Below are 25,668 nucleotides of genomic sequence, written 5' to 3'. Positions count from 1 at the left end.
TTGTTGCCGGTTGTGTCGAAGGCGGCGCTGTCGCCGCCGGCCCCGCTATTGGGGCTTACTGTTGATGATCGTAGCCAAGCAGTTCGAACGAGTCAACAATCGCCGCGGCGACTGCGCTTGCCGACACGCGACGATCCATCGCCTGTCGCCTGATGAAGCCATAGGCTTCGGTTTCCGGCATCTGCCGCGTCGCCATCAGGATGGCCTTGGCGCGCTCCACCGTGCGCATCGAGCGCAGATTGTCGTCGAGCTTCTCGATCTTGCTGCGCAACCGCCGCTCGTAACTGAACTGGCTGCGCGCCAGCACGAGGCTGGACAACACCGCATTCTGCGTGAACGGCCGCGGCAGCACGGCGTTGGGCGTTGCATGGCACAGCGCGTCGGCGTGCACGCTCTCCGTTGCCGGCAGGATCACGACCAGCGCGGAACGCGCATCGCCGGGAATCCACGGCAGACGCCGCGCCAGGTCAGGCGAATATTCGCAATACACCACGTCGGCATCGGCCGGCACGCTCTCCGGCATCGGCCAGACCTGACGCACCCGCATCCGAAACCGCTGCAATTCGCGCAGCAACATGCCGACCTGATCGTCGACCGGCGCCACCACCACGGCCGACAGATCGGCAAGTTCCTGAACCATGGTCTTGCGCCCGCCGACGTCTCGGCTCTGCGTCGGCTTACGCGACATCTCGTTCATTGGACGCTTCCTGTTTGCGTTGCACGACCATATCCGATCAGGAACGGATCGGCATGCACCGGCTCCTTCGACTGGCTGACGACATCGAACTGCCCCTGGCGGTTGGCACGCCCGATCCGGGTCCAGAGATCAGTATGCCCCGACATCGGGTTGACTGTCACTGCACCTTGCGGCGCATCAAAGCTGGTGCCGAACACCATCGAGCGCAGCACTTCGGTGTCGAGCGACTTGACCTGCTCGAGCGCCTTGGCGAACAGATGCAGCTGGAAATAGGATGCCTCGGCGCACATGTTGGTCGAGATATCCGAACCGAAACGCTTCTTGAAGCGCTGCACGAACGCGTTATTGGCGCTGCCCTCGACGCCCTGAAAATACGACGCCGCCGTAACGTGCCCCTCGCCGACGTCGAAGCCCATGGCGGCAATTTCGGCTTCCGTCGTCGTCAGGCTCGCGATCGGGGTCTGCTTCGGATCCAGCCCGACATTCGCGTAGGCCTGATAGAGAAACACCGTGCCTTCGCCGACCACGGTCGAGAAGATCACGTCCGGCCTGACGCGCTTGATGTCCTGAACGATCGGCACAAAATCCTGCCAGCGCGCAAAGACATTGACATAGCGCTCGCCCACGACCGAGCCGCCATTGGACTTGAGCAGTTCCCGCATCACCCGGTTGGATTCGCGCGGAAAGATGTAATCCGATCCCACGAAATAGAACCGCGTCCCGAACGTATCCATCAGATAACGGCACAGCGCGAGGCTGTTCTGGTTCGGTGAGGAGCCGGTGTAGATCACGTTGGGCGACGCCTCGAACCCCTCGTAGAGCGTCGGGTACCAAAGCAGGCCATTCAACCGCTCGACCACCGGCAGCACCGCCTTGCGGCTCGACGAGGTGTAGCAGCCGAAGATGGTGCTGACCTGGTCCTCGACCATCAGCCGCTTGGCGTAGTGGCCGTAGGCGGCCGAATCCGAACCGGGGTCGTAGGCGACGGGAACCAGCTCGCGGCCGCAGATCCCGCCCGCTTCATTCACTTCCTCGATCGCGAGTTGTGTACCCTGATACTGGGTCTCCTCGATCACCGACATGAAGCCGGTTCGCGAGAACAGCACTCCTATCCGCCATGGAGCGGAGGTCGTTTGGGTAAGGTTCGACATGATCAGGCCCTCGACAGAATTGGAGGGACGAGAGGGATTATTATTCTTGTTGCTCTCGAACAGCATTGCCGGGAGCGGAAGATTGCATGTCGTCTGCCGCGAGACAAGGACCCTCGCCGCTCATCCTGTCAGCGCCGCTGACGCGAAAGCAGGCAGACTATAATGTGTCATCGTCGATGGACCACAGGTGCAGCGCTCTGCGGACCGCCTATCTCCGGTAGCCGCAGCAGCGGTTTCCCGTCGCAAGACATGTCCGGCCGGTGGCCTCGCGTATATCAACCAGAAGGTTGAGAGCCGCGAACATACTGATCGGTACCTTACGAGGCCTCAATCGCATGGACTCGCGTCAGCGCAGGCTCGGCAGATCGAGCCCGTTGGCACGGGCGCAGTCGATCGCCGTTTCATAGCCGGCGTCGGCATGGCGCATGACCCCTGTCGCGGGATCGTTCCACAGCACGCGCTCGAGCCGGCGCGCCGCCTCCGCGGTGCCGTCCGCAACGATCACCATGCCGGCGTGCTGCGAATAGCCGATGCCGACGCCGCCGCCATGGTGCAGCGACACCCAGGTGGCGCCGCTCGCACAATTCAGCAGCGCATTGAGCAGCGGCCAATCGGACACCGCGTCGGAGCCGTCGCGCATCGCCTCGGTCTCGCGGTTCGGGCTCGCCACCGAGCCGCTGTCGAGATGATCGCGGCCGATCACGATCGGCGCCTTGAGCTCGCCCCGCGCCACCATCTCGTTGAAGGCAAGGCCAAGGCGATGGCGATCGCCGAGCCCGACCCAGCAGATCCGCGCCGGCAGCCCCTGAAACTTGATGCGCGCTTTTGCCATGTCGAGCCAATTGTGCAGGTGGCTGTCGTTCGGCATCAGCTCCTTCACCTTGGCATCGGTCTTGAAGATGTCCTCGGGATCGCCTGACAGCGCCGCCCAGCGGAACGGGCCGACGCCGCGGCAAAACAGCGGACGGATATAGGCCGGAACGAAGCCGGGAAAATCGAACGCCTGCTTCAGGCCCATGTCCTTGGCCATCTGGCGGATGTTGTTGCCGTAGTCGAGCGTCGGAATTCCCTGCGCGTGGAAATCCAGCATCGCCTGGACGTGATCGACCATCGACGTCTTGGCCGCGGTCTCGACCGCCTTCGGATCGACGGCGCGCCGCGCCTCCCAGTCGGCGAGCGTCCACCCCTTCGGCAAATAGCCATTGATCGGATCATGCGCGCTGGTCTGGTCGGTGACGATGTCCGGCCGCACGCCGCGACGTACGAGCTCGGGAAATATCTCGGCGGCATTGCCGAGCAGGCCGACCGATACCGGCTTATGGCTCTTGGTCGCCTCGGAGATGATCGCCAGCGCTTCATCAAGCGTCGCCGCCTGGCGGTCGAGATAGCCCGTGCGCAGCCGCATCTCGATGCGGCTGGGCTGGCATTCGACCGCGAGCATCGAGGCGCCGGCCATGGTCGCGGCCAACGGCTGGGCACCGCCCATGCCGCCGAGACCTGCGGTGAGAATCCATTTGCCGGCGAGGCTGCCGCCATAATGCCGGCGGCCGACCTCGACAAAGGTCTCGTAGGTCCCCTGCACGATCCCCTGGCTGCCGATATAGATCCATGAGCCCGCCGTCATCTGGCCGAACATCATCAGGCCCTGGCGGTCGAGCTCGTTGAAATGGTCAAGCGTCGCCCAATGCGGCACCAGGTTCGAATTCGCGATCAGGACGCGCGGTGCATCGGCATGGGTGCGGAAAATGCCGACCGGCTTGCCGGATTGCACCAGCAGCGTCTGGTCGCCCTCGAGCTTGCGCAGGGAGGCGGCGATCCGGTCAAAGCTCTCCCAGTCGCGCGCCGCACGGCCGATACCGCCATAAACCACGAGCTCGCTCGGCCGTTCGGCGACGTCAGGGTCCAGATTGTTCATCAGCATGCGCAGCGGTGCTTCGGTGAGCCAGCTCTTCGCGCTGATGTCGCTGCCGCGGGGGGCACGGATGATGCGTTCATTATCCAGTCTGCGATTCATGACGGGTGTCCCTGTCGGCTAGGCAAGTCTTCTAAGTGAGTCTTGGAAACGGATCGGTCGAAAGCGCCGCGATCACAGCTACGGGCAACGCATCGGCTTCGATCAGCGATGCGGCCCGCGCGAGATCGCCGGCCATGTAGCGGTCGGCGGCGAGCGCCGGGACCTGCGCGCGCAACGCGGCGATGACGGCTGCGAGCGGCGCGCTGGTCGCATGTGGCGCGCGCAGTGTGATGCCCTGCGCGGCGACCAGCAGCTCGATGCCGAGGATGGAAGCCAGGTTGTCGGCCATGTCGGACAGCCGGCGCGCGGCGTGCGCGGCCATCGAGACGTGATCTTCCTGATTGGCGCTGGTCGGCGTGGAATCGATCGAGCACGGCATCGCGCGCTGCCTGTTCTCGGCAAAGAGCGCCGCGGCGGTCACCTCGGCGATCATGAAGCCGGAATTGATGCCGGGGTCGGGCGTCAGGAACGGCGGCAAGCCGAAGTTCAGGGCGGGATCGACGAGGGTTGCGATCCGCCGCTCGCTGGTCGCCCCAATCTCCGAGAGCGCCAGCGCGATCTGATCGGCGGCGAACGCCACGGGCTCAGCATGGAAATTGCCGCCCGAGACGATCTCGCCGGTATCGACCAGCACCAACGGATTGTCGGTGACAGCATTGGCTTCAATGGTCAGTCCGCGCGCGGCTTGTGCGAGCAGGTCGAGCACGGCGCCCGCGACCTGCGGCTGGCAGCGCAGGCAATAAGGGTCCTGCACGCGTTCGTCGCCTTCGAGATGCGACTTCCTGATGTCGCTGCCATCGAGCAATGCGGTCAAGGTCGCCGCCGCGGCGATCTGCCCGTCATGACCGCGCAAGGCTTGAATTTCGGGACGAAACGGCACCGTCGACGCCATCGCCGCATCGACCGACAGCGCACCGGTCACCAGCGCGGCGCAGGCCAGTCGATGCGCGCGCAGCAGGCCGGAGATCGCGTAGGCGGTGGAAAACTGCGTGCCATTGATCAGCGCCAGCCCCTCCTTGGGACCGAGCGTCAGCGGTGCGAGACCGGCCGCGGCAAGCGCGTCATGCCCCGGCACGATTTTGCCATCAAGGAACGCCTGCCCCTCCCCGATCATGACCGCGGTCATATGGGCGAGCGGCGCCAGATCGCCGGAAGCGCCGACCGAGCCCTGCTGCGGCACCAGCGGCGAGACGCCGCGCGCGAGCATGCCCTGCAGCTGCTCGATCACATCGCGGCGCACACCGGAGGCGCCGCGCCCGAGCGAAATCAGCTTCAACGCCATCATCAGCCGCACGATCGGTTCTGGCGTCGCAGGCCCCACCCCACAGCAATGTGACAGAATCAGGTTGCGCTGAAGCAGTGCAGTCTGGTCGTGCGCGATGCGCGTCGATGCCAGCTTCCCGAAGCCGGTGTTGATGCCGTAGACGGGAATGTCGATCTGCGCGGCCTTCTCGACGATCGCGGCGGCCGCGTCGACGCGCGGCCAGAACGACAGATCGAGCACGACGGACGCGCCCGCGAGCACGCGCGCAAGAATGTCGAGGTCGACTGTTCCGGGCGTCACAACAATCGGCGCGGCAGCAGCGCTCATTGCGCCCTCCACACCCGGCTATGCAGCGGATTGAAGCCGATGCGGTAGACCAGCTCGGCCGGACGTTCGATGTCCCAGATCGCTAGATCGCACCATTTGCCGGCCTCCAACGTGCCGGTCTCGGCAAGCACGCCGAGCGCGCGTGCGCCTTCGCGCGTCACGCCTGCGAGACATTCGGCGACCGTCATCCGGAACAGCGTCGCGCCCATGTTCATCGCAAGCAGCAGCGAGGTCAGCGGCGAGCTGCCGGGATTGCAATCGGTCGCCAGCGCCATGTGTACGCCGTGTTTCCGGAACAGTTCGACCGGCGGCTTCTGCGTCTCGCGAATGAAATAGAACGCGCCGGGCAGCAGCACCGCTGATGTCCCCGCCTTCGCCATCGCGACCGCGCCGGATTCATCGGTGTGCTCCAGATGATCAGCCGACAGCGCGGAGAATTTCGCGGCGAGTGTCGCGCCGCCGAGATTCGACAATTGATCTGCATGCAGCTTCACGGGTAGTCCGAGCGCACGCGCCGCCTCGAACACCCGCGCCGTCTGCTCTCCGGAAAATGCGATCCCCTCCATGAAGCCGTCGACGGCATCGGCGAGGCCGGCCTTGGCCACCGCCGGGAGCATTTGGTTGCAAATCAGATCGATGTAGCGATCCTTGTCGCCATCGGATTCCGGCGGCAGCGCATGTGCGCCGAGAAACGACGTGCGGATCGCAACCTGCCGTACGCGGCCGAGGCTGCGTGCCGCCGCGAGCTGCCGCATCTCGGTCTCGGCATCGAGGCCATAGCCGGATTTGATCTCGACGGTGGTTGCGCCCTCGGCGATCAGCGCATCGAGCCGCGGCAGCGCGCCGGCGACAAGTTCGCCCTCGGTCGCCTTGCGCGTCGCCGCAACGGTCGAGACGATGCCGCCGCCGGCGCGCGCGATCTCCTCATAGCTCGCGCCCTTCAGGCGGAGCTCGAACTCGTGCGCACGGTTGCCGCCGTAGACGAGATGGGTGTGGCAGTCGACCAGTCCGGGCGTGATCCAGCGGCCGGCGCAATCGATCCGTTCAGCGGCGTCGGCATCCACAGGAAAATCCGACTGTGCGCCTGCATAGACGATGCGGCCGTCGCGCGCCGCGATCAGGCCCTGCTCGATCTCGCCGAGATCGACGCGACCATCGCGCATCGTGGCGAGTCGGGCGTTGTGCCAGATGCGGTCGAAACGCTCTGCCATGCGATCGTCCCTTCGAGCTGGGATGCTTGACTTATATGTCTAGACATATAATCGTGTCGAGGTTCTGTCCAGCCGGCGTGGAAAAATGACACGACTGCATTTCGCATGCGCGCTGCTGCCTTCGGGCTGGGCCAATGACGTGCAGGTTGTCGTCGCCGATGGCACGATCGCCTCATTGACGGCAGGCGTTGCGCCCGCCGCCGGCGACGAACGCCACCAATTGGCCATTCCGGGATTGGCGAGCCTGCACAGCCACGCCTTCCAGCGCGGCATGGCCGGCCTTGCCGAACAGCGCGGCGATACCACCGACACGTTCTGGACCTGGCGCGAGACGATGTATCGTTTTGCGCTGACGATGACGCCGGACGACGTCGCAGCCGTTGCCACCCTGCTCTATGTCGAGATGCTGGAGCGCGGCTTTACCCGCGTCGGCGAGTTCCACTATCTGCACCATGATCGCGACGGCTCGCCTTACGCCAATCCGGCCGAGATGGCCGTGCGCATCGCGGAGGCGACTGAAGCCTCCGGCATCGGGCTCACGCTACTGCCGAGCTTCTATGCGCACGGCACATTCGGCGGCGCCGCACCACATGCCGGGCAGCGCCGCTTCATCTGCTCGGTCGATCAGTTCGCCGCGCTGATGGCGGCTTCGCGCGAGGTGATCCGGAAATTGCCCGGCGCCAATATCGGCATCGCCCCGCACAGCCTGCGCGCCGTGGCGCCGGATGAGCTCACAGCAATCATTCCACTTGCCGAGGGAGCGCCAATTCATATCCACGCCGCCGAACAGGTGCGCGAGGTCGACGATTGCCTTGCCTGGTCGGGGCAGCGGCCGGTCGAATGGCTGCTCGACCATGTGCCCGTCGATCGGCGCTGGTGCCTGATCCACGCGACCCACATGACGGAGCGGGAAGTCACCGCGCTCGCCGCCAGCGGCGCAGTCGCCGGCCTCTGCCCGATCACTGAAGCGAGCCTCGGCGACGGCATCTTTTCCGCGCACGAGTTCCTTGCCGCGGGCGGCCGGTTCGGCGTCGGGACCGATTCCAATGTGCTGATCGGGGTCGCCGACGAGCTTCGCCAACTCGAATACGGCCAGCGACTGAAGCACCGCGAGCGCAACGTGCTGTCGGGGCGTCCCGGTGCGTCCACCGGCCGCGCGCTGTTCGATCACGCGCTCGCAGGAGGTGCGCAGGCGCTCGCGCAAGGCAACGCCGGGCTCGTGCCCGGCGCGCGGGCCGACATCGTCAGCCTCGACACGGCGCATCCTTCACTCGCGGGTCGATCAGGCGATGCCGCTCTCGACGGATGGCTGTTTGCGGCGGGAGGCGACGCGATCGACTGCGTCTGGGCCGGCGGCGACAAGTTGGTCACCGGCGGACGGCATCGGCTGCGCGACAGAGCGCGCGAGCGATTCAACGCAAGCATCCGGAGGCTCGTCACGTGAGCCTCGCCTCCGATCGGACGAAACCCGGAGCGGCCAACAAGCCGACGCTCTACAAGCGGATCCGTCTCGACATCGAGACCCGGATCCTGACCGGTGAATGGCCGCCGGGTCACCGCATCCCGTTCGAGCATCAGTTGATGGCGCGCTACCGCTGCTCGCGCATGACGGTGAACAAGGCGCTGTCGGAACTGGCGCAGGCCGATCTGATCGAGCGGCGGCGACGCGCCGGCACCTTCGTGCGCCGCCCGCAGCACATATCGGCGGTGCTCACGATCGCCGATATCAGGGCCGAGATCACCGCGCTCGGCCGCAGCTACAGCTATCAGCTGATCGATTGCCGGCGGCGCACCGCAACATCGGCCGATCGCGCCCGGCTTGGCGTGACCACGGCCGGCAAAGTGATCGCAATCGCTTGCCGGCACAGCGGCGACGGCGTGCCATTTGCAGTCGAGGACAGGCTGATCGATCTCGCCACCGTTCCGGACGCCGCAACCGCAGACTTCGCACGAGAACCGCCGGGATCATGGCTGCTGCACCACGTGCCGTGGACCGAGGCCGAACACACCATCAGCGCAGTCGTTGCGGACGATCGCTTGGCCAAGGCGCTCGACATCGCGGTCGGCGCGCCCTGCCTCGTCATCGACCGATACACCTGGCGCAGCGCGCGCACGGTGACCGCGGTGCGGCTGCATTATCCAGGCGAGACGCACCGCCTGGTGGCTCGCTTCAAGGGAGGCTGAAAGCGTCTTGCGCGGCATATTTCATGCAATGCATCATCAGTCACCGACATGCCTCATGCGGCAATCCGCCGCGACCGACGCGAAGAGTTCACTGGCGTGAAGACATCACTGACGTGACGACATCACTGGCGTGAAGACATCAACTGGGTTCAATCCATCGTTCAAGGGGTCGACTATCATGCGTTCGCTCAAGCTATTGCCCGCCATCGCGGCCTTGTTCGCGTCCACCGCCGCGTTCGCGGATGACATCAAGGTCGGCGTCGGCATCTCCGGATGGACCGGCTTCGCGCCGCTGACGCTCGCCAAGGAGGCCGGCATCTTCAAGAAGAACGGCCTCGACGTGACCTTGAAGAAGATCCCGCAGAAGGACCGGCATCTGGCGATCGCCTCGGGCGACATCCAGTGCGCGGCGACGACGGTCGAGACCTGGATTTCCTGGAACGCCAATGGTGTCGCGACCAAGCAGATCTTTCAGCTCGACAAGAGCTATGGCGCCGACGGCATGGCCGTGCGCAACGATGTCGCCGCGATCAAGGACTTGAAGGGCAAGACCATCGCGGCATCGGCGCCGGGAACCTCGCCTTATTTCGCGCTGGCCTGGATGCTGAAGAAGAACGGCCTGACGGTGAAGGACGTCACCGTGGTGAATCTGGAGCCCGCCGCCGCGGCGCAGGCCTTCGTCTCCGGCCAGAACGACGCCGCGATGACCTACGAGCCCTATCTGTCGACGGTGCGCGCCGCGCCCGACAAGGGCAAGATCATCGCCACCACGCTCGACTATCCGATCGTGATGGACACGTTCGGCTGCACGCCAAAATTCCTGACTGACAATCCAAAGGCGGCGCAGGCGCTGGCCAACAGCTATTTCGAGGCGCTCGACATAATCGCCAAGGATCAGGCCAAGGCCTATGAGATCATGGGCGCCGACGTGAAGCAATCCGGCGAGCAGTTCGGCAACTCGGCAAAGTACCTGCGCTGGCAGGACAAGGCCGCCAACCAGAAGTTCTTCGCCGGCGACTTCCTCTCCTTCAACAAGGACGCCGCGGAGCTGCTGCTCGAGGTCGGCATCATCAAGGCCGCACCGAAGGTCGAGGACATCTACGACGCCAGCTTCATCAAGTAATGCGTCCTCTCGAGCCCACCACATCGAAGCAGCGCGCGGCCTATGGCCTCGCCTTCTTCGTGCTGTTCGTCGCCCTCTGGTCCTGGGCGACGTTCGGCGGCCATGTGTCGAAGACATTTCTCGCCAACCCGCTGACCATGGCGCAGGAAGGCTACGAACTCCTCGCCAAGCAGGGCTTCCTGTTCGACATCGGCATGACGGTCTGGCGCGTCATCGGCGGCTTTGCTCTTGCCGCCGTGATCGCGGTGCCGATCGGCGTGCTGATGGGCGCCTACAAGCCGATCGAGGCCTTCCTCGAACCCTTCGTGTCCTTTGCGCGCTACCTGCCGGCGTCCGCCTTCATTCCGCTGCTGATCCTGTGGGCGGGCATCGGTGAGTTGCAGAAGCTGCTGGTGATCTTCATCGGTGCGGTGTTCCAGATCATCCTGATGGTCGCCGTCACCGTCGGCGCCACGCGGCGCGATCTGGTCGAAGCCGCCTACACGCTCGGCGCCCGCGACAGCGGCATCATCCGCCGCGTGCTGCTGCCCTCCGCCGCGCCGGAGATCGCAGAGATCCTCAGGCTGGTGCTCGGCTGGGCCTGGACCTACGTCATCGTGGCCGAGTTGATCGGCTCGTCATCCGGCATCGGGCACATGATCACCGACAGCCAGGCGCTGCTCAACACCGGGCAGATCATCTTCGGCATCATCGTGATCGGGCTGATCGGCCTGATCTCCGACTTCCTGTTCAAGGCGTTCAACGCCTGGCTGTTCCCGTGGAAGCTCGCATGACCCTGCTTAGGATCGATCAGGTCTCGCGAACCTTCCCCGCCCGCGCCGGCAATGCACCGACACGCGCGCTCGAGCCCACCACGCTCGATGTCGGCGACAACGACTTCGTCACCATCCTAGGTCCCTCCGGTTGCGGGAAATCCACTCTGCTCCGGATCATCGCCGGCCTCGACCGGCCGACCAGCGGGCGTGTCGCGCTCGACGGGCGTGAGGTCACCGGCCCCGGCGCCGACCGCGGCATGGTGTTTCAGTCCTACACCCTGTTTCCCTGGCTGACCGTGCGCGAGAACATCGCCTTTGGCCTCCGCGAGCGCGGCGTTGCGCAAGGCGAGCGCCACGACATCGCCGACGCCTTCATCCGCCGGGTCGGACTATCCGGTTTCGAAAACCACTGGCCCAAGCAGTTGTCGGGCGGCATGCAGCAGCGCACCGCGATCGCCCGTGCGCTCGCCAACGATCCGAAGATCCTGCTGCTCGACGAGCCGTTCGGCGCGCTCGACAACCAGACCCGAGCCTTGATGCAGGAGATGCTGCTCGGGATCTGGGAGCGCGACCAGAAGACGGTGCTGTTCGTCACCCACGACATCGAGGAAGCGATCTTCCTCGGCAGCCGCGTCATCGTGATGAGCGCCCGTCCCGGCCGCATCAAGGCGGAGATCGCGGTCGATCTCCCCCATCCCCGCTCCTACAAGATCAAGACCACGCCGGAATTCGTCGCCCTGAAGGAGCGGCTGGTCGAGGAGATCCGCACCGAGGCCCTGAAGGTCGCCGAACAGGCCTGACGATCAGCCGCGCTTCGAGAGCCCCACCCCGATTGAATCGGATCGGGGCTCTAGACTCCTGTTTTGACGCGTTTTCTTAACGCGAACCGGTATCCACTTCGCTCGAAAACGCCTCTAATGGCTGATCATCCAGGGGCGCGCGGTCGGAAAGCCCTTGGCGCCGCTCTTGGTCTTGGTCATCAACCTTGCCGGCTTCTTCTTTCCCGAGGAGGAGCAGCAGCCGCAGCCCGGGCCGTGCGCTGCCTTGTACTGATCGAGCGTCTTCGGCGCGTGCCGGCTCTGCTCGTTGGTGGCATGCGCCTTGCGCTTGTCCGATGGCATGCAGAAGAACGCGGGCGCGGTCAGAATCACACGCGGCGATGTCGTCTCGCATTGCGGGCAGTCCTGCGGCAGATCGCATTCGGCCATCGGCCGCATGTCGGTGAACGGGCCGCAGTCGTTGCAGAGATATTCGTAGATCGGCATTTTCTCAATCCTTGCGCAGTCGAGTGACATCAGGCGATGGATGCGGGGCGGCCTGAACGCTGCCGTCCCGCACCCTTCGCGCAGGGATTCACTTGTCGGGCGAGATCGGCATCTGCACGTCGCCCTTGATGTGCTTGATCGGTCCCGCCGACGACGGCATCACGTCGAAGTCGAAGATCTCCGTCGGCAGCCACAGCGTGGCGCAGGCATTGGGCACGTCGACCACGCCGGAGATGTGGCCCTGGCACGGCGCGGTGCCGAGGATCGAATAGGCCTGGGCGCCGGAGTAGCCGAACTTCTTCAGGTATTCGATCGCGTTCAAACAGGCCTGGCGATAGGCGATGTGGACGTCGAGATAGTGCTGCTTGCCGGCCTCGTCGACCGAGATGCCTTCGAAGATCAGATAGTCCTTGTAGTTCGGCGTGATCGGCGACGGCTTGAACACGGGGTTCTTGATGCCGTATTTCGAGACGCCGTCCTTGATGATGTCGACCTTGATGTGCAGCCAGCCGGCCATTTCGATGGCGCCGCAGAAGGTGATCTCGCCGTCGCCCTGGCTGAAATGCAGATCGCCCATCGAGAGCCCACCACCCGGCACATACACCGGGAAGTAGATCTTCGAGCCGCGCGACAGATCCTTGATGTCGCAATTGCCGCCATGCTCACGCGGCGGCACGGTGCGGGCGCCCTCGAGGCCGATCTTGGCCTTGGTGTCGCCCTTGGCCTGTCCGGCATGCGCGGTCGGCGCGAACGGCGGGTTCGCAAGGCCCGGCACCCGGGTCGGGTTGGTCGCGATCAATTCAGCTTCGCGCTTGTTCCAGGCCGCCAGCATCTTGGCATCGGGCAGACAGCCGATCAGGCCGGGATGGATCAGGCCGGCGAAGTTGACGCCGGGGACGTGGCGCGACGAGGTGTAGAGGCCCTTGATGTCCCAGATCGACTTCTGCGCCAGCGGGAAATGGTCGGTGAGGAAGCCGCCGCCATTCTGCTTGGAGAAGAAGCCGTTGAAGCCCCACAGGCTCTCCTTCAACGGACCGACGTCGAGCAGGTCGACGACCAGGAGGTCGCCGGGTTCGGCGCCCTTGACGCCGATCGGGCCGGACAGGAAGTGCACGATCGACAGGTCGATGTCGCGCACGTCATCGGCGGAGTCGTTGTTCTTGATGAAACCACCGGTCCAGTCGACGGTCTCGATGATGAAGTCATCGCCGGGGCTGACCCACTCGACGATCGGAACCTCGGGATGCCAGCGATTGTGGATCTTGTCGTTTTCATAGGCCGACTTGCTGAGATCGACCTTGATCAGTGTATCTGGCATCGCATTGCTCCCCTTCGTTTACTGGTGGTGGTTACACAGACAGATATTTCGAGATCTGCGCGGCATCGACGCTGTCGCGCGGATCGTCGCGGACGATCTCGCCGTTCTCGATGACGAGCACGCGATCGGCGATGTCGAGCGCGAAGCTCAGGACCTGCTCGGAGACGACGATCGACAGCCCGCGCTCGTCGCGGATCCGCTTCAGGGTTCGTGCCATGTCCTTGATGATCGACGGCTGGATGCCTTCGGTCGGCTCGTCCAGCAGCAGCACCTTGGGCTTGGTCGCGAGCGCACGGGCGATCGCGAGCTGTTGCTGTTGTCCGCCCGAAAGATTGCCGCCGCGGCGCCCCTTCATTTCGAGCAGCACCGGAAACAGCTCGTAGATGTCGCCGGGCACTTCGGAGCCGCCCGACACCACAAGCCCGGTCTCGATGTTCTCCTTCACCGTCATGGTCGAGAAGATCATGCGGCCCTGCGGCACATAGGCCAGGCCCTTTGCGACCCGCTCGTAACTCTTCATCGCGCCGAGCTCGGTACCATCCATCGACACCGAGCCGCTCTTGGCCGGCAGGATGCCCATCAGCGACTTCATCAGCGTGGTCTTGCCCATGCCGTTGCGGCCCATGATCGCGACGATCTCGTTCGACGCGACCTTGACGTTGAGGCCGTGCAGCACCTCGCTCTGGCCATAGGCGACGTGAAGATCATTGATTGCCAGCATCGCTTTAAACCCTCAATGGCCCAGATAGACTTCGATCACCTTGGGATCGTTCTTGACGTGCTCCATCGTCCCCTCGGACAGGATCTGTCCCTGGTGCAGCACCGTGACCTTGTGCGCGATGTCCTCGACGAACTTCATGTCGTGCTCGATCACCAGCACCGAACGGTCCTTGATGATGCGATTGAGCAATTCGGCAGTCTTGGCGCGCTCGGAGACGCTCATGCCGGCGACCGGCTCATCGAGCATCAGCAAGTCCGGGTCCTGGATCAGCAGCATGCCGATCTCGAGCCACTGCTTTTGGCCGTGGCTGAGCTGGTCGGCATAGGTATTGAGCCGGTCCTTCAGGAAGATCATCTCGGCGACTTCCTCGACCCGCTGCTTGACCGTGTCGTCGCGCTGGAAGGTCAGCGAGCCGAACACGGTGCGGCCGCGCGGGAAGGAAATCTCGAGATTCTCGAACACGGTGAGATCCTCGAACACCGACGGCGTCTGGAACTTGCGTCCTACCCCGGCCTGCACGATCTCGTTCTCGCGCAGCTTCGTCAGCTCCTGGCCGCGGAACTGGATCGAGCCTGACGTCGCCCGCGTCTTGCCGCAGATCAGGTCGAGCACCGTGGTTTTGCCGGCACCGTTCGGGCCGATGATGACGCGGATCTCGTTCTCCTCGACATAGAAGGAGAGATCGTTGACGGCCTTGAAGCCGTCAAAGGACACGGTGAGACCGGAGACCGCGAGCAGGAATTCCTTGGGCTGATGGCCGACGAGCATGATGGTCCCTCCTCACTCGGCCGGTGCGCCGTCGGCGATCATGCCGGCCGCCGATTTCGATTTGCGCAATGCCAACAGGCGATCGATGCGGGGCTGGACGTGGTCCGCCCAGATCCCGGACAGCCCGTTCGGGAAAGCCAGCACGACCGCGATGAACAGTGCACCGAGGCCGAACAGCCAGAGCTGCGGGAAGGATTCCGAGAGGCTGGTCTTGGCGAAATTGACCAAGAGCGCGCCCCAGACCGCGCCGAAGATCGACATCCGGCCGCCGACCGCGGTGTAGATCACCATCTCGATCGACGGCACGATGCCGACGAAGGACGGCGACATGAAGCCCACCTCGAGCGTGAACATGGCGCCGCCAATCGCAGCGAACACCGCCGCGGCACAGAACGCGAAGATCTTGAAGTTGGCGACGCTGTAACCGGCGAAGCGCACGCGATCCTCCTGCTCCCGCATTGCCACCAGGATGCGCCCGAGTTTTGTCAGGCGGATGAACTGCGCGGCGACGATGCATCCGAACAGCAGCACAACCTCAACGAAATACAGAATGAACTTGGCGTGATCGGTGCGAATGTCCCAGCCGTGCAGCGTGCGCAGGTCGGTGATGCCGTTGATGCCGCCGGTGTAGCCCTGCTGCCCCACGATCAAAATGGTGAGGATCGCGGCGATCGCCTGCGTGATGATCGCAAAATAGACGCCGCCGACCCGGCGCTTGAACATCGCGGCACCGATGATCAGCGCGAAGAAGGCTGGAACCAGCAAGATCGCCAGTACCGTGATCGGAAAACTGTGGAACGGCTTCCAGAACAAGGGCACCGAGGTGAGCTGGTTCCAGTCCATGAAATCGGGGATGCCCGGCGTCGACTGGATCTTGGTGTTCGCGACCGAAGACGCCTCGAGCTTGAGGTACATCGCCATGCAGTAGCCGCCGAGGCCGAAGAACACGCCCTGCCCGAGGCTCAGGATGCCGCCATAGCCCCAGCACAGCACGAGGCCGATGCCGACGAAGGCGTAGGTCAGATATTTGGCGACCAAATTGAGGCGGAAGATATCGAGCGACAGCGGCAGGATGAGAAACAGCAGCACCGCGAGCGCAAGGAAGCCGAGCAGTTCGGAGCGATTGAAAAAGCGCGAGTTGATCATGACCAGCCTGCTTGTTCCTATTTGCGGACCTTGAGCGCGAACAGCCCCTGCGGACGCACCATCAGGATCGCGACGATGGTCAGGAGCGTGATCACCTTGGCCATCGATCCCGACAGGAAGAATTCCAGCGTCGACTGGGTCTGCGAGATCGAGAAGGCGGAGGCGATAGTGCCGAACAGCGAGGCGGCGCCGCCGAACACGACGACCAGGAAGGTGTCGACGATGTAGAGCTGGCCGGCGGTCGGGCCGGTCGAGCCGATCATGGTGAAGGCTGAGCCCGCGATCCCTGCGATGCCGCAACCGAGTCCGAAGGTGTAGCGGTCGACCTTCTCGGTATTGATGCCGACGGCGCCCGCCATCACGCGGTTCTGCACCACGGCGCGCACCTGCTTGCCCCAGCTCGACCAGAACAGGATGTAGAACACGACAATCGTGATCAGGATGGTCAGCGCCATCACGAACATGCCGTTGATCGGGATCTGAATGGAGTCGGTCGCCTGCCAGGAGCCCATCATCCATTCCGGCAGTTCGACGCCGACTTCGCGTGCGCCGAAGATCGAGCGATAAGCCTGCTGCAGGATCAGGCTGAGGCCCCAGGTTGCCAGCAGCGTATCAAGCGGACGCTTGTAGAGATGACGTATCAGCGCCCATTCGACCAACATGCCGAGCGCGCCGGAGGCGATGAATGCCAGGATCATGGCGATGAAGAAGTAACCGGGGAATAGCCCGGGCGCGACGTGCTGAACGACGTTCGACGTCATCCAGGTGACGTAGGCCCCCAGGATCATGAACTCGCCATGCGCCATGTTGATGACGCCCATCTGGCCGAAGATGATGGCAAGCCCCAGCGCCATCAGCACGTAGACGGAGAACAGGATGAGCCCGGCAAATCCCTGCATCGCAAGGATGGCGCCGAGGTCGCTGATCGAATAGTCGCCGAACATCTGGTTCTCCAGTCCAAGGGGCCAGCGCCGCAACCAAGCAGCGCCCGATCGGCGGCGTGGGCGATGACGTCCACGCCGCGATGCGTTGAGGTGAAACTGCGCTCTAAGCGCGCAGCCTCACTGGTAGCCCTTGGGGAACGGATCCGGCTCGACCAGATCGGCGGTCTCGTAGATCAACTCATACTGGCCGTCGGCCTTGGCGCGTCCGACGCGGGTCTTCGACCACAGATGATGGTTCTCGTGGATCCGGACGTAACCTTCCGGCGCACCCTTGAACTCGACACCGGGGGACGCCGCCGCGATCTTGTCGATGTCGAAGCTCTGCGCCTTCTCCACCGTCAACTTCCACAGCCACGGGCCGAGATAGGCAGCCTGGGTGACGTCTCCGATCACGGTCTTCTCGCCCCACATCTTCTTGAACGCGGGCACGAAGGCCTTGTTGTTCGGATTGTCGAGCGACTGGAAGTATTTCATGCAGGCATAGGCGCCCGCGATGTTTTCGCCGCCGATGCCGTCGATCTCGTCCTCGGTCACCGAGATGGTGAGCAGCGTCTGCTTCGACAGGTCGATGCCCGCCGCCTTCAGCTGCTTGTAGAACGCGACGTTGGAGCCGCCGACGATGATCGCGTAGATCACGTCCGGCTTGGTCAGCTTGATCTTGTTGATGACAGAATTGAACTGGGTCGAGCCGAGCGGGAAGTATTCCTCGCCGACCACCTTGCAGCCCTGCAGATGGTTCTCGATGTGCTTGCGCGCGATCTTGTTCGAGGTGCGCGGCCAGATGTAGTCCGAGCCGAGCAGATAGAAGCTCTTGGCGCCCTTGGTCTTGTTGACCCAGTCGAGGCCGGCGATGATCTGCTGCGTGGCCTCCTGGCCAGTGTAGATCACGTTCTTGGACTGCTCGAGGCCTTCATAGAAGGTCGGGTAGTACAGCATGCCGTTGTACTGCTCGAACACCGGCAGCACCGCCTTGCGCGAGGCCGAGGTCCAGCAGCCCATCACGGCGGCGCATTTGTCGTTGACCAGGAGCTTCTTGGCCTTTTCCGCGAAGGTCGGCCAGTCGCTCGCGCCGTCTTCCTGGATGAACTTGATCTTGCGGCCGAGCACGCCGCCGGCGGCGTTGATCTGCTCGATCGCGAGCTTCTCGGCCTCGACCGAGCCGGTCTCGGAGATCGCCATGGTGCCGGTCACCGAATGCAGGATGCCGACCGTGACTTCGCTATCGGTGACTGCAAGACCCGTGGTGTTGACCGCGGAGGTTGCGGGAACGTCGGCGAAAGCGGGACGGCCCAGCATCGAAACGGCCGGCAATGCGGCCATTCCCATCAAGAGCTTGCGCCGGAGCGGAGACTTCAGGCCTGGTTTTGTTTCGTCTGACATGAGCACCCCATCTGGTTCGAGAACGCTTATTGATGAGGCGAGGATTGCTTACTTTTGTGCAGCGCACTGATACGTGAGATCGCGTATACTGCACCGCAAAATAGCGACGTAGATTTTTGGTACGGGATTTGCCCGCGATCAGCGCAACGTGGACCAGGAGTAAGAGCGAAGTGGCAGGGCGGCAGCGGATAGACCGCGTCAGGCGCCAATACAATCAATGGGTCGCCAACCAGACGCTGGAAGACTACGCGCTGCGCTTCACCGCCAAGAGCGCGCGGCGCTGGTCCGCCGCCCGCGTCGCCAACACGGCGCTGGGCGCGATCTCCTTCCTGGCGCTGGAGGCGATCGGCGGCACCATCACGCTGAACTACGGCGCGATGAACGCTTCGGCCGCGATCCTGGTCGTCAGCGTCATCATCTTCCTGTGCGGGCTGCCGATCGCCTACCACGCCGCCAAATGCGGCATCGATATCGACCTGCTGACCCGCGGCGCCGGCTTCGGCTATATCGGCTCGACCATCACCTCGCTGATCTACGCCTCCTTCACCTTCATCTTCTTCGCCATCGAGGCGGTGATCCTGGCCAGCGCGCTCGACATGTGCTTCGGCATCCCGCGACCGATCGGCTATCTGATCAGCGCGGTCGTGATCATTCCGCTGGTCATCTACGGCATCACGCTGATCAGCCGCTTCCAGCTCTGGACCCAGCCGCTGTGGATCATCCTCCACATCATGCCGTTCGCGGCGATCGCCTGGGCAAATCCGCACTCCTTCACCGAGTGGCGCAAATTCGCCGGCGATCACGGCGATCCCTCGGGCAATCTCGATCTGCTGCTGTTCGGCACTGCAGCTTCCGTCGTGTTCGCGCTGGTGGCGCAGATCGGCGAGCAGGTCGACTTCCTGCGCTTCCTGCCGCGCGACCGCCGCACCTCGCGCAAGGCCTGGTGGATTGCGCTGCTGAGCGCCGGCCCCGGCTGGATCGTGCTCGGCGCGCTCAAACTGCTGGCCGGCTCGTTCCTCGCCTTCTTCGCGCTCAGCCACGGCGTATCGGCCGAACACGCGGCCGAGCCGGCGAATATGTATCTCGAAGCCTTCCGTTACGTGCTGTCGCAGCCGGATCTTGCGATGGCGCTGACCGGCACCTTCGTGATCCTGTCGCAGGTCAAGATCAACGTCACCAACGCCTATGCCGGCTCGATCGCCTGGTCGAACTTCTTCTCCCGTCTCACCCACTCGCATCCCGGCCGCGTGGTGTGGCTGGTGTTCAACGTCGTCGTCGCGCTGCTCTTGATGGAGATCGGCGTCTACAAGGCGCTTGAGCAGACGCTTGCGCTCTACTCCAACGTCGCGATCGCCTGGGTCGGAGCGCTGGTCGCCGATCTCGTCATCAACAAGCCACTCGGCCTGCGGCCGCAGCACATCGAGTTCAAGCGCGCCCATCTCTGCGACATCAATCCGGTCGGCGTCGGCGCGATGGCGATCGCAACCATCATCTCGATCAGCGCGTTTTACGGCCTGTTCGGCCCGACGGCGAAGGCGCTATCCGCCTTCGTCGCGCTCGCGGTTGCCTTCATTACCGCTCCGCTCATCGCCTGGGCGACCGATGGCAAGTACTACATCGCGCGCAAGCCGAAACGGAGCTGGCAGAACCTTGAATCGATCCAGTGCTGCATCTGCGAGCATGCGTTCGAGCCCGAGGACATGGCCTCCTGCCCGGCCTATGCCGGTCCGATCTGCTCATTGTGCTGCTCGCTCGACGCGCGCTGCCACGACCTCTGCAAGCCGCATGGCCGGATCGGCGCGCAGGTCTCGGATGCGCTGGGCAAGGTGATGCCGCAGCCGATCTATGCGCGCCTCAATTCGCAGCTCGGCCATTACCTCGGCGTATTCGTCGCCTCAGCCGGTCTCGTGGCGCTGGTGCTCGGCCTGATTTACCTGCAGACCACGGCGGCCGCGCATCCCAACGAGCTATTGGCCGACGTGCTGTGGAAGGTGTTCTTCGCGCTGGCCCTGATCATCGGCGTCGTCGCCTGGCTGTTCGTGCTGGCGCAACAAAGCCGCCGAGCCGCGGAAGAAGAAACGCGGCGGCAAACCACGCTGCTGATCCAGGAGATCGACGCCCACAAGCGCACCGACGCCGAATTGCAGCGCGCCAAGGAAGTCGCAGAGTCCGCGAATCTCGCCAAGAGCCGTTACGTGGTCGGCCTCAGCCACGAGCTCCGCTCGCCGCTCAATGCGATCTCCGGCTACGCGCAACTGCTGGAGCAGGACGACAGTCTCCACATACGGCCGCGCGAGCAGGTGCGCGTGGTCCGGCGCAGCGCCGATCATTTGTCGGGTCTGATCGACGGCATTCTCGATATCTCCAAGATCGAGGCCGGCCGCCTCTATCTGTCGCGCGACGAGGTGCGGCTGAACGATTTCCTCGAGCAACTGGTCGGCATGTTCCGCCTGCAAGCGGCGGCAAAAGGCATCGACTTCGTGTTCAGGCGGCCGGCCGTGCTGCCGGTCGTGGTCTATGCCGACGAGAAGCGGCTGCGGCAGATCCTGATCAACCTGCTCTCGAATGCGATCAAGTTCACGCAATCCGGCCAGGTGCAGTTCGTGGTGCATTACCGCAGCCCGGTCGCCGAGTTCGAGGTGATCGATACCGGGCCGGGCATCCAGCCCGACGACCTCGAGCGGATCTTCGCGCCGTTCGAGCGCGGCGCGCTCGGCGTCACCCAGCCGCAGACCGGCACCGGGCTCGGGCTGACCATCAGCCGCCTGCTCGCCGGTGTGATGGGCGGCGACATCAAGGTCTTGAGCACGGTCGGCACCGGCAGCACGTTCCGCGTCAAGCTCTTGCTGTCGGAGGTCACCAATCCGCGCCGCGATGCGCCGGTCGATGCCCCCGTCTATGGCTATCACGGTCCGCGCAAGACGATCCTGATCACCGACGACGATCCGACCCATCGCGACCTGCTGCGCGAGATCCTGACGCCGCTCGGCTTCATCCTGCTCAGTGCCCCGGATGGGCCGGGTTGCCTTGCGTTGGCGCAGCATTGCCGTCCCGACATGTTCCTGCTCGATATCTCGATGGCGGGGATGGACGGCTGGACGGTCGCCGAAACCCTGCGCTCCGAAGGCCATCACCAGGCGCGAATCCTGATGATCTCGGCCAGCGCGCTGGAGGCCCATGGCGCGCCGCTGGCGCAACCGTTCCACGACGGCTATCTGATGAAGCCGATCGACATCCCGCGGCTGCTCGAGACCATCCGACAATTGCTTAAGATCGAGTGGCAGTATGAGGCCGAGCCGGTTCCGCCCCCACAATGGAAGCCCGAGAGTGGCGCGCGCCCGCCGGTGAAATATGTCGAGGAGCTGATCAGCCTCGGCCAGCTCGGCCATATCAGGGCTATCCAGCTCAAGCTCGACGAGATCGGCAATGAACATCCCGAACATACCGACTTCGTCGGCCAGATGCGCACGCTGATCGACCGGTTCGATCTCGACCAATACATGGCGACGTTGAAGACATTGCACAGCTATGACCATTGAACCAAGAAAGCGCGACGTCGCGCTCGTCGTCGACGACTCGCCGGAGACGTTGCGCCTGCTGACCGACGCCCTCGACGGCGCCGGCATGACCGTGATGGTCGCGCTCGACGGGGCATCCGCGATGCGCATCGTCGACCAGATCACCCCCGACATCGTGCTGCTCGATGCCGTGATGCCGGGCATGGACGGCTTCGAGACCTGCCGGCGGCTGAAGCGCGACGCCGGGCTTGACGGCGTGCCGATCATCTTCATGACGGGGTTGGCCGAGACCGAGCACATCGTGCGCGGGCTGGAGGCCGGCGGCGTCGACTATGTGACCAAGCCGATCGTGGTCGAGGAGATGCTGGCGCGGATCCGGGTCCATCTCGCCAATGCGCGGATGACCCAGAGCGCCCGCGCGGCACTCGACGTCTCCGGCCGCTACCTGCTCGCGGTCAACAGCGCCGGTGCGCTGCTATGGGCGACGCCGCAGGCGCAGCGGCTGCTGTCGGACACGCTCGCCGACGCCGCCGACAATTTCGTGCTGCCGGAGCCGATGCCGCAATGGCTCGAACAGGCGCAGAAGGGGACGGCCGGAAAGAAGACCGCGACCGTGGCGTCATTCCCCGGCAACGAGCAGCTCCGACTGCAATATATGGGCAAGCTCGGTCCCAACGAATTCCTGCTGCGGCTCGCCAAGGACACCAGCGGCGACATGCCGGCCGAATTCTCCAGCGAGCTCGGCCTGACCACCCGCGAGGGCGAGGTGCTGTCCTGGCTCTCCAAGGGCAAGACCAACCGCGACATTGCGCAGATCCTGGGCTTAAGCCCGCGCACCGTCGACAAGCACCTCGAGCAGATCTACGCCAAGCTCGGGGTCGAGAACCGCACCGCCGCCGCGGCGATCGCGGTCAACGCCAGGCATCGCAGGTCGTAGCGTCCGTCCCGAAGCGTCTCTGCCAAATGGCCAATCTCCTCGGGCCGTGACAGGATGCGCAATAGCGCTCATTCCTGAGGAGAATAGGCATGGATCGTCTGGCGGCGATGGAGACATTTGTGCGGGTGGTCGAGACCGGCTCGTTCTCCGGCGCCGCGCGGCAGCTTCGGGTCGGCCAGCCGGCGGTCTCGAAATCGGTCGCACAGCTCGAGGAGTTTCTCGGGGTCAAGCTGCTCACCCGATCGACGCGCGGCCTCACCCCGACGGAAGCCGGTCTCGGTTATCTCGAGCGCGCCCGGCGCGCGCTCGATGAGGCGGCCGAGGCGGAGATCGCCGCGCGTGGCGCTGGAGCCGGCCTCAAGGGACGGCTGCGAATTTGTGCGGCGGTCACCTTCGCCCGGATCCACCTCATTCCGATGCTGCCCAAATTTCTCGCTCAGCATCCCGAACTAGAGCTCGAAGTCGTGCTGGACGACCGCCAGATCGACCTTGTCCAGGAAGGTATCGATGTCGCGTTGCGGCTGGGCCGGATGACCGACTCCGCATTAACCGCGCACCGCATAGCCCGATCCAAGCGCATGGTGCTCGGCACGCCGGCCTATTTCAAGCGCGCAGGGACGCCTTCGACACCGAGCGAACTGAGCCGGCATCAGGCCGTCGTCTATCTCCGCGAGGGCAACGTGTGGTCATTCCAGCGCGAGAGTACCGAACTGGCCGTCACGGTGCCGAGCCGGCTGCGGGTGACAGCTGCGGAGGGCGTGAGGGGCGCGGTCCTTGCAGACGTCGGGCTCGCGATCACGTCGGAATGGATGTTCAGCCCCGAACTCAGGTCGGGAGCGGTGCGTCCAGTGCTGTCCGAATGGAGCCTCCCGGCGCTCGATCTCTGGGCCGTGCTTCCGACCGGCCGCGCCGCAACAGCCAAGGCCCGGGCCTTTGTGAATTTCTTCGAACGCAGCTTCAACGCGTGAATGGTTCACCGGCCACCGATGTCAGATACTTATTCCAGACAGGAATAAAGGCTAATCCGACGACAACGCTACCCGGTTCAGCTGACTCCTTTAGCTTCTCGCGTGTGTTCAACGAAACGGAGGGCGCGGCCGTCCTCCGCACAGAAGCAAAAAGGAGAACCCGTCATGTCGCTTCAAGCCAAGCTCGATGCCTTCAAGGCCGATTTCGAAGCCGGTAAGCCGCCCTACAGCGTTCCGCGCTCCGTTATCGAAACAATGCACCGCGCGACCGCGGAGCTGATCGCTTCAGGCGCTGCGCAGCGCGCCAGGAAGGCCGGCGACGTCGCCCCCTCCTTCTCGTTGAGCGATGCCGACGGCAACATTGTCAACTCGGCTGACCTGCTGAAGCGCGGCCCGCTGGTGCTGAGCTTTTATCGCGGCGTCTGGTGCCCATATTGCAACATGGAGCTGCAGGCGCTCGAAGCCGCCAAGCCGGAATTCGACAAGTATGGCGCTGCGCTGATCGCGATCTCGCCGCAGACCGCGCCGAACAGCCGCAAGTCGGCGCGCCAGAACAAGCTGTCGTTCCCGATCCTGTCGGACGTGAAAGGCAAGGTCGGCGAGGCCTTCGGACTGCGCTTCCACCTGCCCGACTATCTGGTCGAGCTCTACACGCAGCTGAAGAGCGATCTGCCGGCCTTCAACGACGATCCGAGCTGGACGCTGCCGATGCCGGCCCGCTACGTGATCGGACAGGACGGCGTGATCCTCTACTCCGAAGTCAACCCGGACTATACCCACCGCCCCGAACCCGAAGACATGATCCCGGTTCTGCAGCAGGCGACCGCCGTCCGCGCCTAATGGCAGGCAGAAGCGGCCGATGGCAGTCGACCATCGGCCGCCTGCGCGTCGCTGTTCAAGCTTGCACCACGCGCGGCGGATCGGCCGGCTAGGCAAGGCCCTCCATGACGTCCGGTTCGGACGTTTGCATCTTTCGCCACTGCGCCGGCGTCACGCCCATGTGGCTCTTGAAGGCGCGCTGGAATGCGGCCTCCGACTGATACCCGACCATCTCGGCAACGGCGCCGGTCGAAAGCGATGATCCCTTCAACTCATTTGCCGCAAGCGTCATCCGGATATCGGTAAGCAGATCGCTGGCCGAGCGCCCGAGCTTCTCCTGGAACTGCCGCGCCAGCGTGGCGCGCGACATATTGCACAGGCGCGCCAGCTCCGGCAGCGACCACGCGTGCGCAGGCTCCCTGAACATGGCGGCGACCGCCGGCGCGAGCCTGGGATCGCCGACCAGAGCGAGAAGTCCCTGTGACGTTGCATCGGTCTCGCTCGCAAGCCGCAACACAAGCGCGAACATTGCCGTGGACAGCGCATTCAGCATGGCGTGGCCGCCCAGATGATCGTCGGCCGTTTCGCTGCGCATCAGGAACACAAGTCCGGCAAGCTGCGCAGCCGTCCCCTTTTCCGTGCGTGCGCCGGCATGCACGACAAGGCGCGGCGGAAGATAACTGCGCAATAGACGGTCGTGCGGAGGTGCGATCGCGAAGTGCCCGCACAACAGGTCAAGCCGCTCGTCCGACCCGAGGTTTTCGCTGATCGTAAAATTCCGCGTCGCCCGATTACGCGCCTGCAGCGGTGTCGCCCCGCTTCCGTCGTGCATGACGTGGCGCGGGTTGCCGGGAAGCAGAAGGATGTCTCCGGCCTTCAGCAGCAACGGCCGTCCGCCTGCGGGATGGTCCAAAATCGCCGAGCCGGCAAGCACCGCGTGATAGGGGATCTCGTTGGTCACGCCCGGGCCCTGCTCGATCCGCCAGGGGACGCTGTAACTGCAGCGAATATCGAGCCGCCCGCGCACCGGCATCATTTCGAATAGCCGGCTGAGCCAATCCACGGCCAGTTCCCCCGCGACAATCCATGAGACGATTGAGCATATAATCGAGCAATATGAACATTCAATGTCTCATATCAGGCTCCTACTGTCACTCC

Annotated in this window: 22 protein-coding genes; 9 read left to right on the top strand and 13 right to left on the bottom strand. The window is 64.2% G+C overall.

The features are described from left to right. Positions 1–55: 55 nt before the first annotated feature. The 5 genes from JQ616_RS36795 to hutI all read right to left on the bottom strand — a co-directional run bounded on the left by JQ616_RS36795 (position 56) and on the right by hutI (position 6,664). Positions 56–697, bottom strand: coding sequence for an ANTAR domain-containing response regulator (locus JQ616_RS36795; RefSeq protein WP_212023065.1), 642 nt, complete (start codon positions 695–697; stop codon positions 56–58). Next, positions 694–1,848 (bottom strand): transporter substrate-binding domain-containing protein, encoded by a 1,155-nt coding sequence (locus JQ616_RS36790; protein ID WP_212023064.1) that lies wholly within the window; start codon positions 1,846–1,848, stop codon positions 694–696. Before JQ616_RS36790 ends, JQ616_RS36795 begins: the two co-directional genes overlap by 4 nt. A gap of 346 nt (positions 1,849–2,194) precedes the next feature. Continuing rightward, complete coding sequence (gene hutU, locus JQ616_RS36785) at positions 2,195–3,862, bottom strand: urocanate hydratase (protein ID WP_212023063.1); 1,668 nt, start codon at positions 3,860–3,862, stop codon at positions 2,195–2,197. A 31-nt stretch (positions 3,863–3,893) separates the two neighbouring features. Continuing rightward, a complete protein-coding gene (gene hutH / locus JQ616_RS36780; protein WP_212023062.1) occupies positions 3,894–5,453 on the bottom strand; it encodes a histidine ammonia-lyase in 1,560 nt (519 codons plus the stop codon). Continuing rightward, on the bottom strand, positions 5,450–6,664 hold the full coding sequence (gene hutI / locus JQ616_RS36775) for an imidazolonepropionase (protein WP_212023061.1): 1,215 nt from the start codon (positions 6,662–6,664) through the stop codon (positions 5,450–5,452). The genes hutH and hutI overlap by 4 nt, the downstream gene beginning before the upstream one ends. Before the next feature lie 85 nt (positions 6,665–6,749). On the opposite strand from hutI, the gene JQ616_RS36770 reads away from it, so the two are divergent. From JQ616_RS36770 to JQ616_RS36750, 5 genes are all read left to right on the top strand, one after another. Then, entirely contained in the window at positions 6,750–8,108 is a 1,359-nt protein-coding gene (locus tag JQ616_RS36770) for a formimidoylglutamate deiminase (protein WP_212023060.1), read from the top strand. Continuing rightward, complete coding sequence (gene hutC, locus JQ616_RS36765; RefSeq protein WP_212023059.1) at positions 8,105–8,848, top strand: histidine utilization repressor; 744 nt, start codon at positions 8,105–8,107, stop codon at positions 8,846–8,848. The genes JQ616_RS36770 and hutC overlap by 4 nt, the downstream gene beginning before the upstream one ends. A gap of 178 nt (positions 8,849–9,026) precedes the next feature. Then, positions 9,027–9,971 carry an ABC transporter substrate-binding protein gene (locus tag JQ616_RS36760; protein ID WP_212023058.1) on the top strand — a complete coding sequence of 315 codons (945 nt, stop codon included), beginning with the start codon at positions 9,027–9,029 and terminating at the stop codon, positions 9,969–9,971. Then, positions 9,971–10,744, top strand: coding sequence for an ABC transporter permease (locus tag JQ616_RS36755; RefSeq protein ID WP_212023057.1), 774 nt, complete (start codon positions 9,971–9,973; stop codon positions 10,742–10,744). Before JQ616_RS36760 ends, JQ616_RS36755 begins: the two co-directional genes overlap by 1 nt. Beyond that, positions 10,741–11,526 (top strand): ABC transporter ATP-binding protein, encoded by a 786-nt coding sequence (locus tag JQ616_RS36750; RefSeq protein WP_212023056.1) that lies wholly within the window; start codon positions 10,741–10,743, stop codon positions 11,524–11,526. The genes JQ616_RS36755 and JQ616_RS36750 overlap by 4 nt, the downstream gene beginning before the upstream one ends. A gap of 114 nt (positions 11,527–11,640) precedes the next feature. Here the strand turns inward: JQ616_RS36750 and JQ616_RS36745 are convergent, their stop codons facing one another. From JQ616_RS36745 to urtA, 7 genes are all read right to left on the bottom strand, one after another. Further along, positions 11,641–11,991 carry an FmdB family zinc ribbon protein gene (locus JQ616_RS36745; protein WP_050627942.1) on the bottom strand — a complete coding sequence of 117 codons (351 nt, stop codon included), beginning with the start codon at positions 11,989–11,991 and terminating at the stop codon, positions 11,641–11,643. 88 nt (positions 11,992–12,079) lie between these two features. Continuing rightward, positions 12,080–13,309 (bottom strand): formamidase, encoded by a 1,230-nt coding sequence (gene fmdA, locus JQ616_RS36740; RefSeq protein ID WP_212023055.1) that lies wholly within the window; start codon positions 13,307–13,309, stop codon positions 12,080–12,082. A 31-nt stretch (positions 13,310–13,340) separates the two neighbouring features. Then, the gene (gene urtE / locus JQ616_RS36735) at positions 13,341–14,030 is read right to left on the bottom strand and encodes an urea ABC transporter ATP-binding subunit UrtE (protein WP_212023054.1); all 690 of its coding nucleotides are present in this window, start codon (positions 14,028–14,030) and stop codon (positions 13,341–13,343) included. Between the two features lie 12 nt (positions 14,031–14,042). Then, complete coding sequence (urtD, locus tag JQ616_RS36730; protein ID WP_212023053.1) at positions 14,043–14,798, bottom strand: urea ABC transporter ATP-binding protein UrtD; 756 nt, start codon at positions 14,796–14,798, stop codon at positions 14,043–14,045. Positions 14,799–14,810: 12 nt separating this feature from the next. Continuing rightward, positions 14,811–15,944, bottom strand: coding sequence for an urea ABC transporter permease subunit UrtC (gene urtC, locus JQ616_RS36725; protein WP_212023052.1), 1,134 nt, complete (start codon positions 15,942–15,944; stop codon positions 14,811–14,813). 17 nt (positions 15,945–15,961) lie between these two features. Further along, on the bottom strand, positions 15,962–16,888 hold the full coding sequence (gene urtB, locus JQ616_RS36720; RefSeq protein ID WP_212023051.1) for an urea ABC transporter permease subunit UrtB: 927 nt from the start codon (positions 16,886–16,888) through the stop codon (positions 15,962–15,964). A gap of 117 nt (positions 16,889–17,005) precedes the next feature. Next, positions 17,006–18,268 carry an urea ABC transporter substrate-binding protein gene (gene urtA, locus JQ616_RS36715; RefSeq protein WP_028331438.1) on the bottom strand — a complete coding sequence of 421 codons (1,263 nt, stop codon included), beginning with the start codon at positions 18,266–18,268 and terminating at the stop codon, positions 17,006–17,008. A gap of 170 nt (positions 18,269–18,438) precedes the next feature. Between urtA and JQ616_RS36710 the strand changes: the two genes are divergently transcribed. The 4 genes from JQ616_RS36710 (at position 18,439) to JQ616_RS36695 (ending at position 24,531) form a co-directional block, all read left to right on the top strand. Then, on the top strand, positions 18,439–21,807 hold the full coding sequence (locus JQ616_RS36710; protein ID WP_212023050.1) for a hybrid sensor histidine kinase/response regulator: 3,369 nt from the start codon (positions 18,439–18,441) through the stop codon (positions 21,805–21,807). Next, positions 21,797–22,723 carry a response regulator gene (locus tag JQ616_RS36705; protein ID WP_212023049.1) on the top strand — a complete coding sequence of 309 codons (927 nt, stop codon included), beginning with the start codon at positions 21,797–21,799 and terminating at the stop codon, positions 22,721–22,723. Before JQ616_RS36710 ends, JQ616_RS36705 begins: the two co-directional genes overlap by 11 nt. A gap of 89 nt (positions 22,724–22,812) precedes the next feature. After that, the gene (locus JQ616_RS36700) at positions 22,813–23,691 is read left to right on the top strand and encodes a LysR family transcriptional regulator (protein WP_212023048.1); all 879 of its coding nucleotides are present in this window, start codon (positions 22,813–22,815) and stop codon (positions 23,689–23,691) included. Between the two features lie 165 nt (positions 23,692–23,856). Then, complete coding sequence (locus tag JQ616_RS36695; protein ID WP_212023047.1) at positions 23,857–24,531, top strand: peroxiredoxin-like family protein; 675 nt, start codon at positions 23,857–23,859, stop codon at positions 24,529–24,531. An 88-nt stretch (positions 24,532–24,619) separates the two neighbouring features. Here JQ616_RS36695 and JQ616_RS36690 read toward each other — a convergent pair whose 3' ends face one another. Beyond that, entirely contained in the window at positions 24,620–25,573 is a 954-nt protein-coding gene (locus tag JQ616_RS36690; protein ID WP_212023046.1) for an AraC family transcriptional regulator, read from the bottom strand. Between the last annotated feature and the right edge of the window lie 95 nt (positions 25,574–25,668).

Origin of the sequence: Bradyrhizobium tropiciagri, from assembly GCF_018130545.1 — a bacterium.
GTDB classification, from domain to species: domain Bacteria; phylum Pseudomonadota; class Alphaproteobacteria; order Rhizobiales; family Xanthobacteraceae; genus Bradyrhizobium; species Bradyrhizobium tropiciagri_A.
The sequence above is the reverse complement of the archived record's forward strand: the minus strand, read 5'-3'. Positions and strand labels throughout refer to the sequence as shown.

Bases quoted from the DNA above. Each gene is read 5' to 3' on its own strand.
- JQ616_RS36770 (WP_212023060.1), top strand. From the start codon at position 6,750: ATGACACGACTGCATTTCGCATGCGCGCTGCTGCCTTCGGGCTGGGCC.
- JQ616_RS36750 (WP_212023056.1), top strand. From the start codon at position 10,741: ATGACCCTGCTTAGGATCGATCAGGTCTCGCGAACCTTCCCCGCCCGC.
- fmdA (WP_212023055.1), bottom strand. From the start codon at position 13,309: ATGCCAGATACACTGATCAAGGTCGATCTCAGCAAGTCGGCCTATGAA.
- urtD (WP_212023053.1), bottom strand. From the start codon at position 14,798: ATGCTCGTCGGCCATCAGCCCAAGGAATTCCTGCTCGCGGTCTCCGGT.
- urtB (WP_212023051.1), bottom strand. From the start codon at position 16,888: ATGTTCGGCGACTATTCGATCAGCGACCTCGGCGCCATCCTTGCGATG.
- JQ616_RS36745 (WP_050627942.1), bottom strand. From the start codon at position 11,991: ATGCCGATCTACGAATATCTCTGCAACGACTGCGGCCCGTTCACCGAC.
- hutI (WP_212023061.1), bottom strand. From the start codon at position 6,664: ATGGCAGAGCGTTTCGACCGCATCTGGCACAACGCCCGACTCGCCACG.
- JQ616_RS36795 (WP_212023065.1), bottom strand. From the start codon at position 697: ATGAACGAGATGTCGCGTAAGCCGACGCAGAGCCGAGACGTCGGCGGG.
- JQ616_RS36760 (WP_212023058.1), top strand. From the start codon at position 9,027: ATGCGTTCGCTCAAGCTATTGCCCGCCATCGCGGCCTTGTTCGCGTCC.
- JQ616_RS36790 (WP_212023064.1), bottom strand. From the start codon at position 1,848: ATGTCGAACCTTACCCAAACGACCTCCGCTCCATGGCGGATAGGAGTG.
- JQ616_RS36695 (WP_212023047.1), top strand. From the start codon at position 23,857: ATGTCGCTTCAAGCCAAGCTCGATGCCTTCAAGGCCGATTTCGAAGCC.
- hutU (WP_212023063.1), bottom strand. From the start codon at position 3,862: ATGAATCGCAGACTGGATAATGAACGCATCATCCGTGCCCCCCGCGGC.
- JQ616_RS36705 (WP_212023049.1), top strand. From the start codon at position 21,797: ATGACCATTGAACCAAGAAAGCGCGACGTCGCGCTCGTCGTCGACGAC.
- JQ616_RS36755 (WP_212023057.1), top strand. From the start codon at position 9,971: ATGCGTCCTCTCGAGCCCACCACATCGAAGCAGCGCGCGGCCTATGGC.
- urtA (WP_028331438.1), bottom strand. From the start codon at position 18,268: ATGTCAGACGAAACAAAACCAGGCCTGAAGTCTCCGCTCCGGCGCAAG.
- hutH (WP_212023062.1), bottom strand. From the start codon at position 5,453: ATGAGCGCTGCTGCCGCGCCGATTGTTGTGACGCCCGGAACAGTCGAC.
- urtC (WP_212023052.1), bottom strand. From the start codon at position 15,944: ATGATCAACTCGCGCTTTTTCAATCGCTCCGAACTGCTCGGCTTCCTT.
- urtE (WP_212023054.1), bottom strand. From the start codon at position 14,030: ATGCTGGCAATCAATGATCTTCACGTCGCCTATGGCCAGAGCGAGGTG.
- JQ616_RS36700 (WP_212023048.1), top strand. From the start codon at position 22,813: ATGGATCGTCTGGCGGCGATGGAGACATTTGTGCGGGTGGTCGAGACC.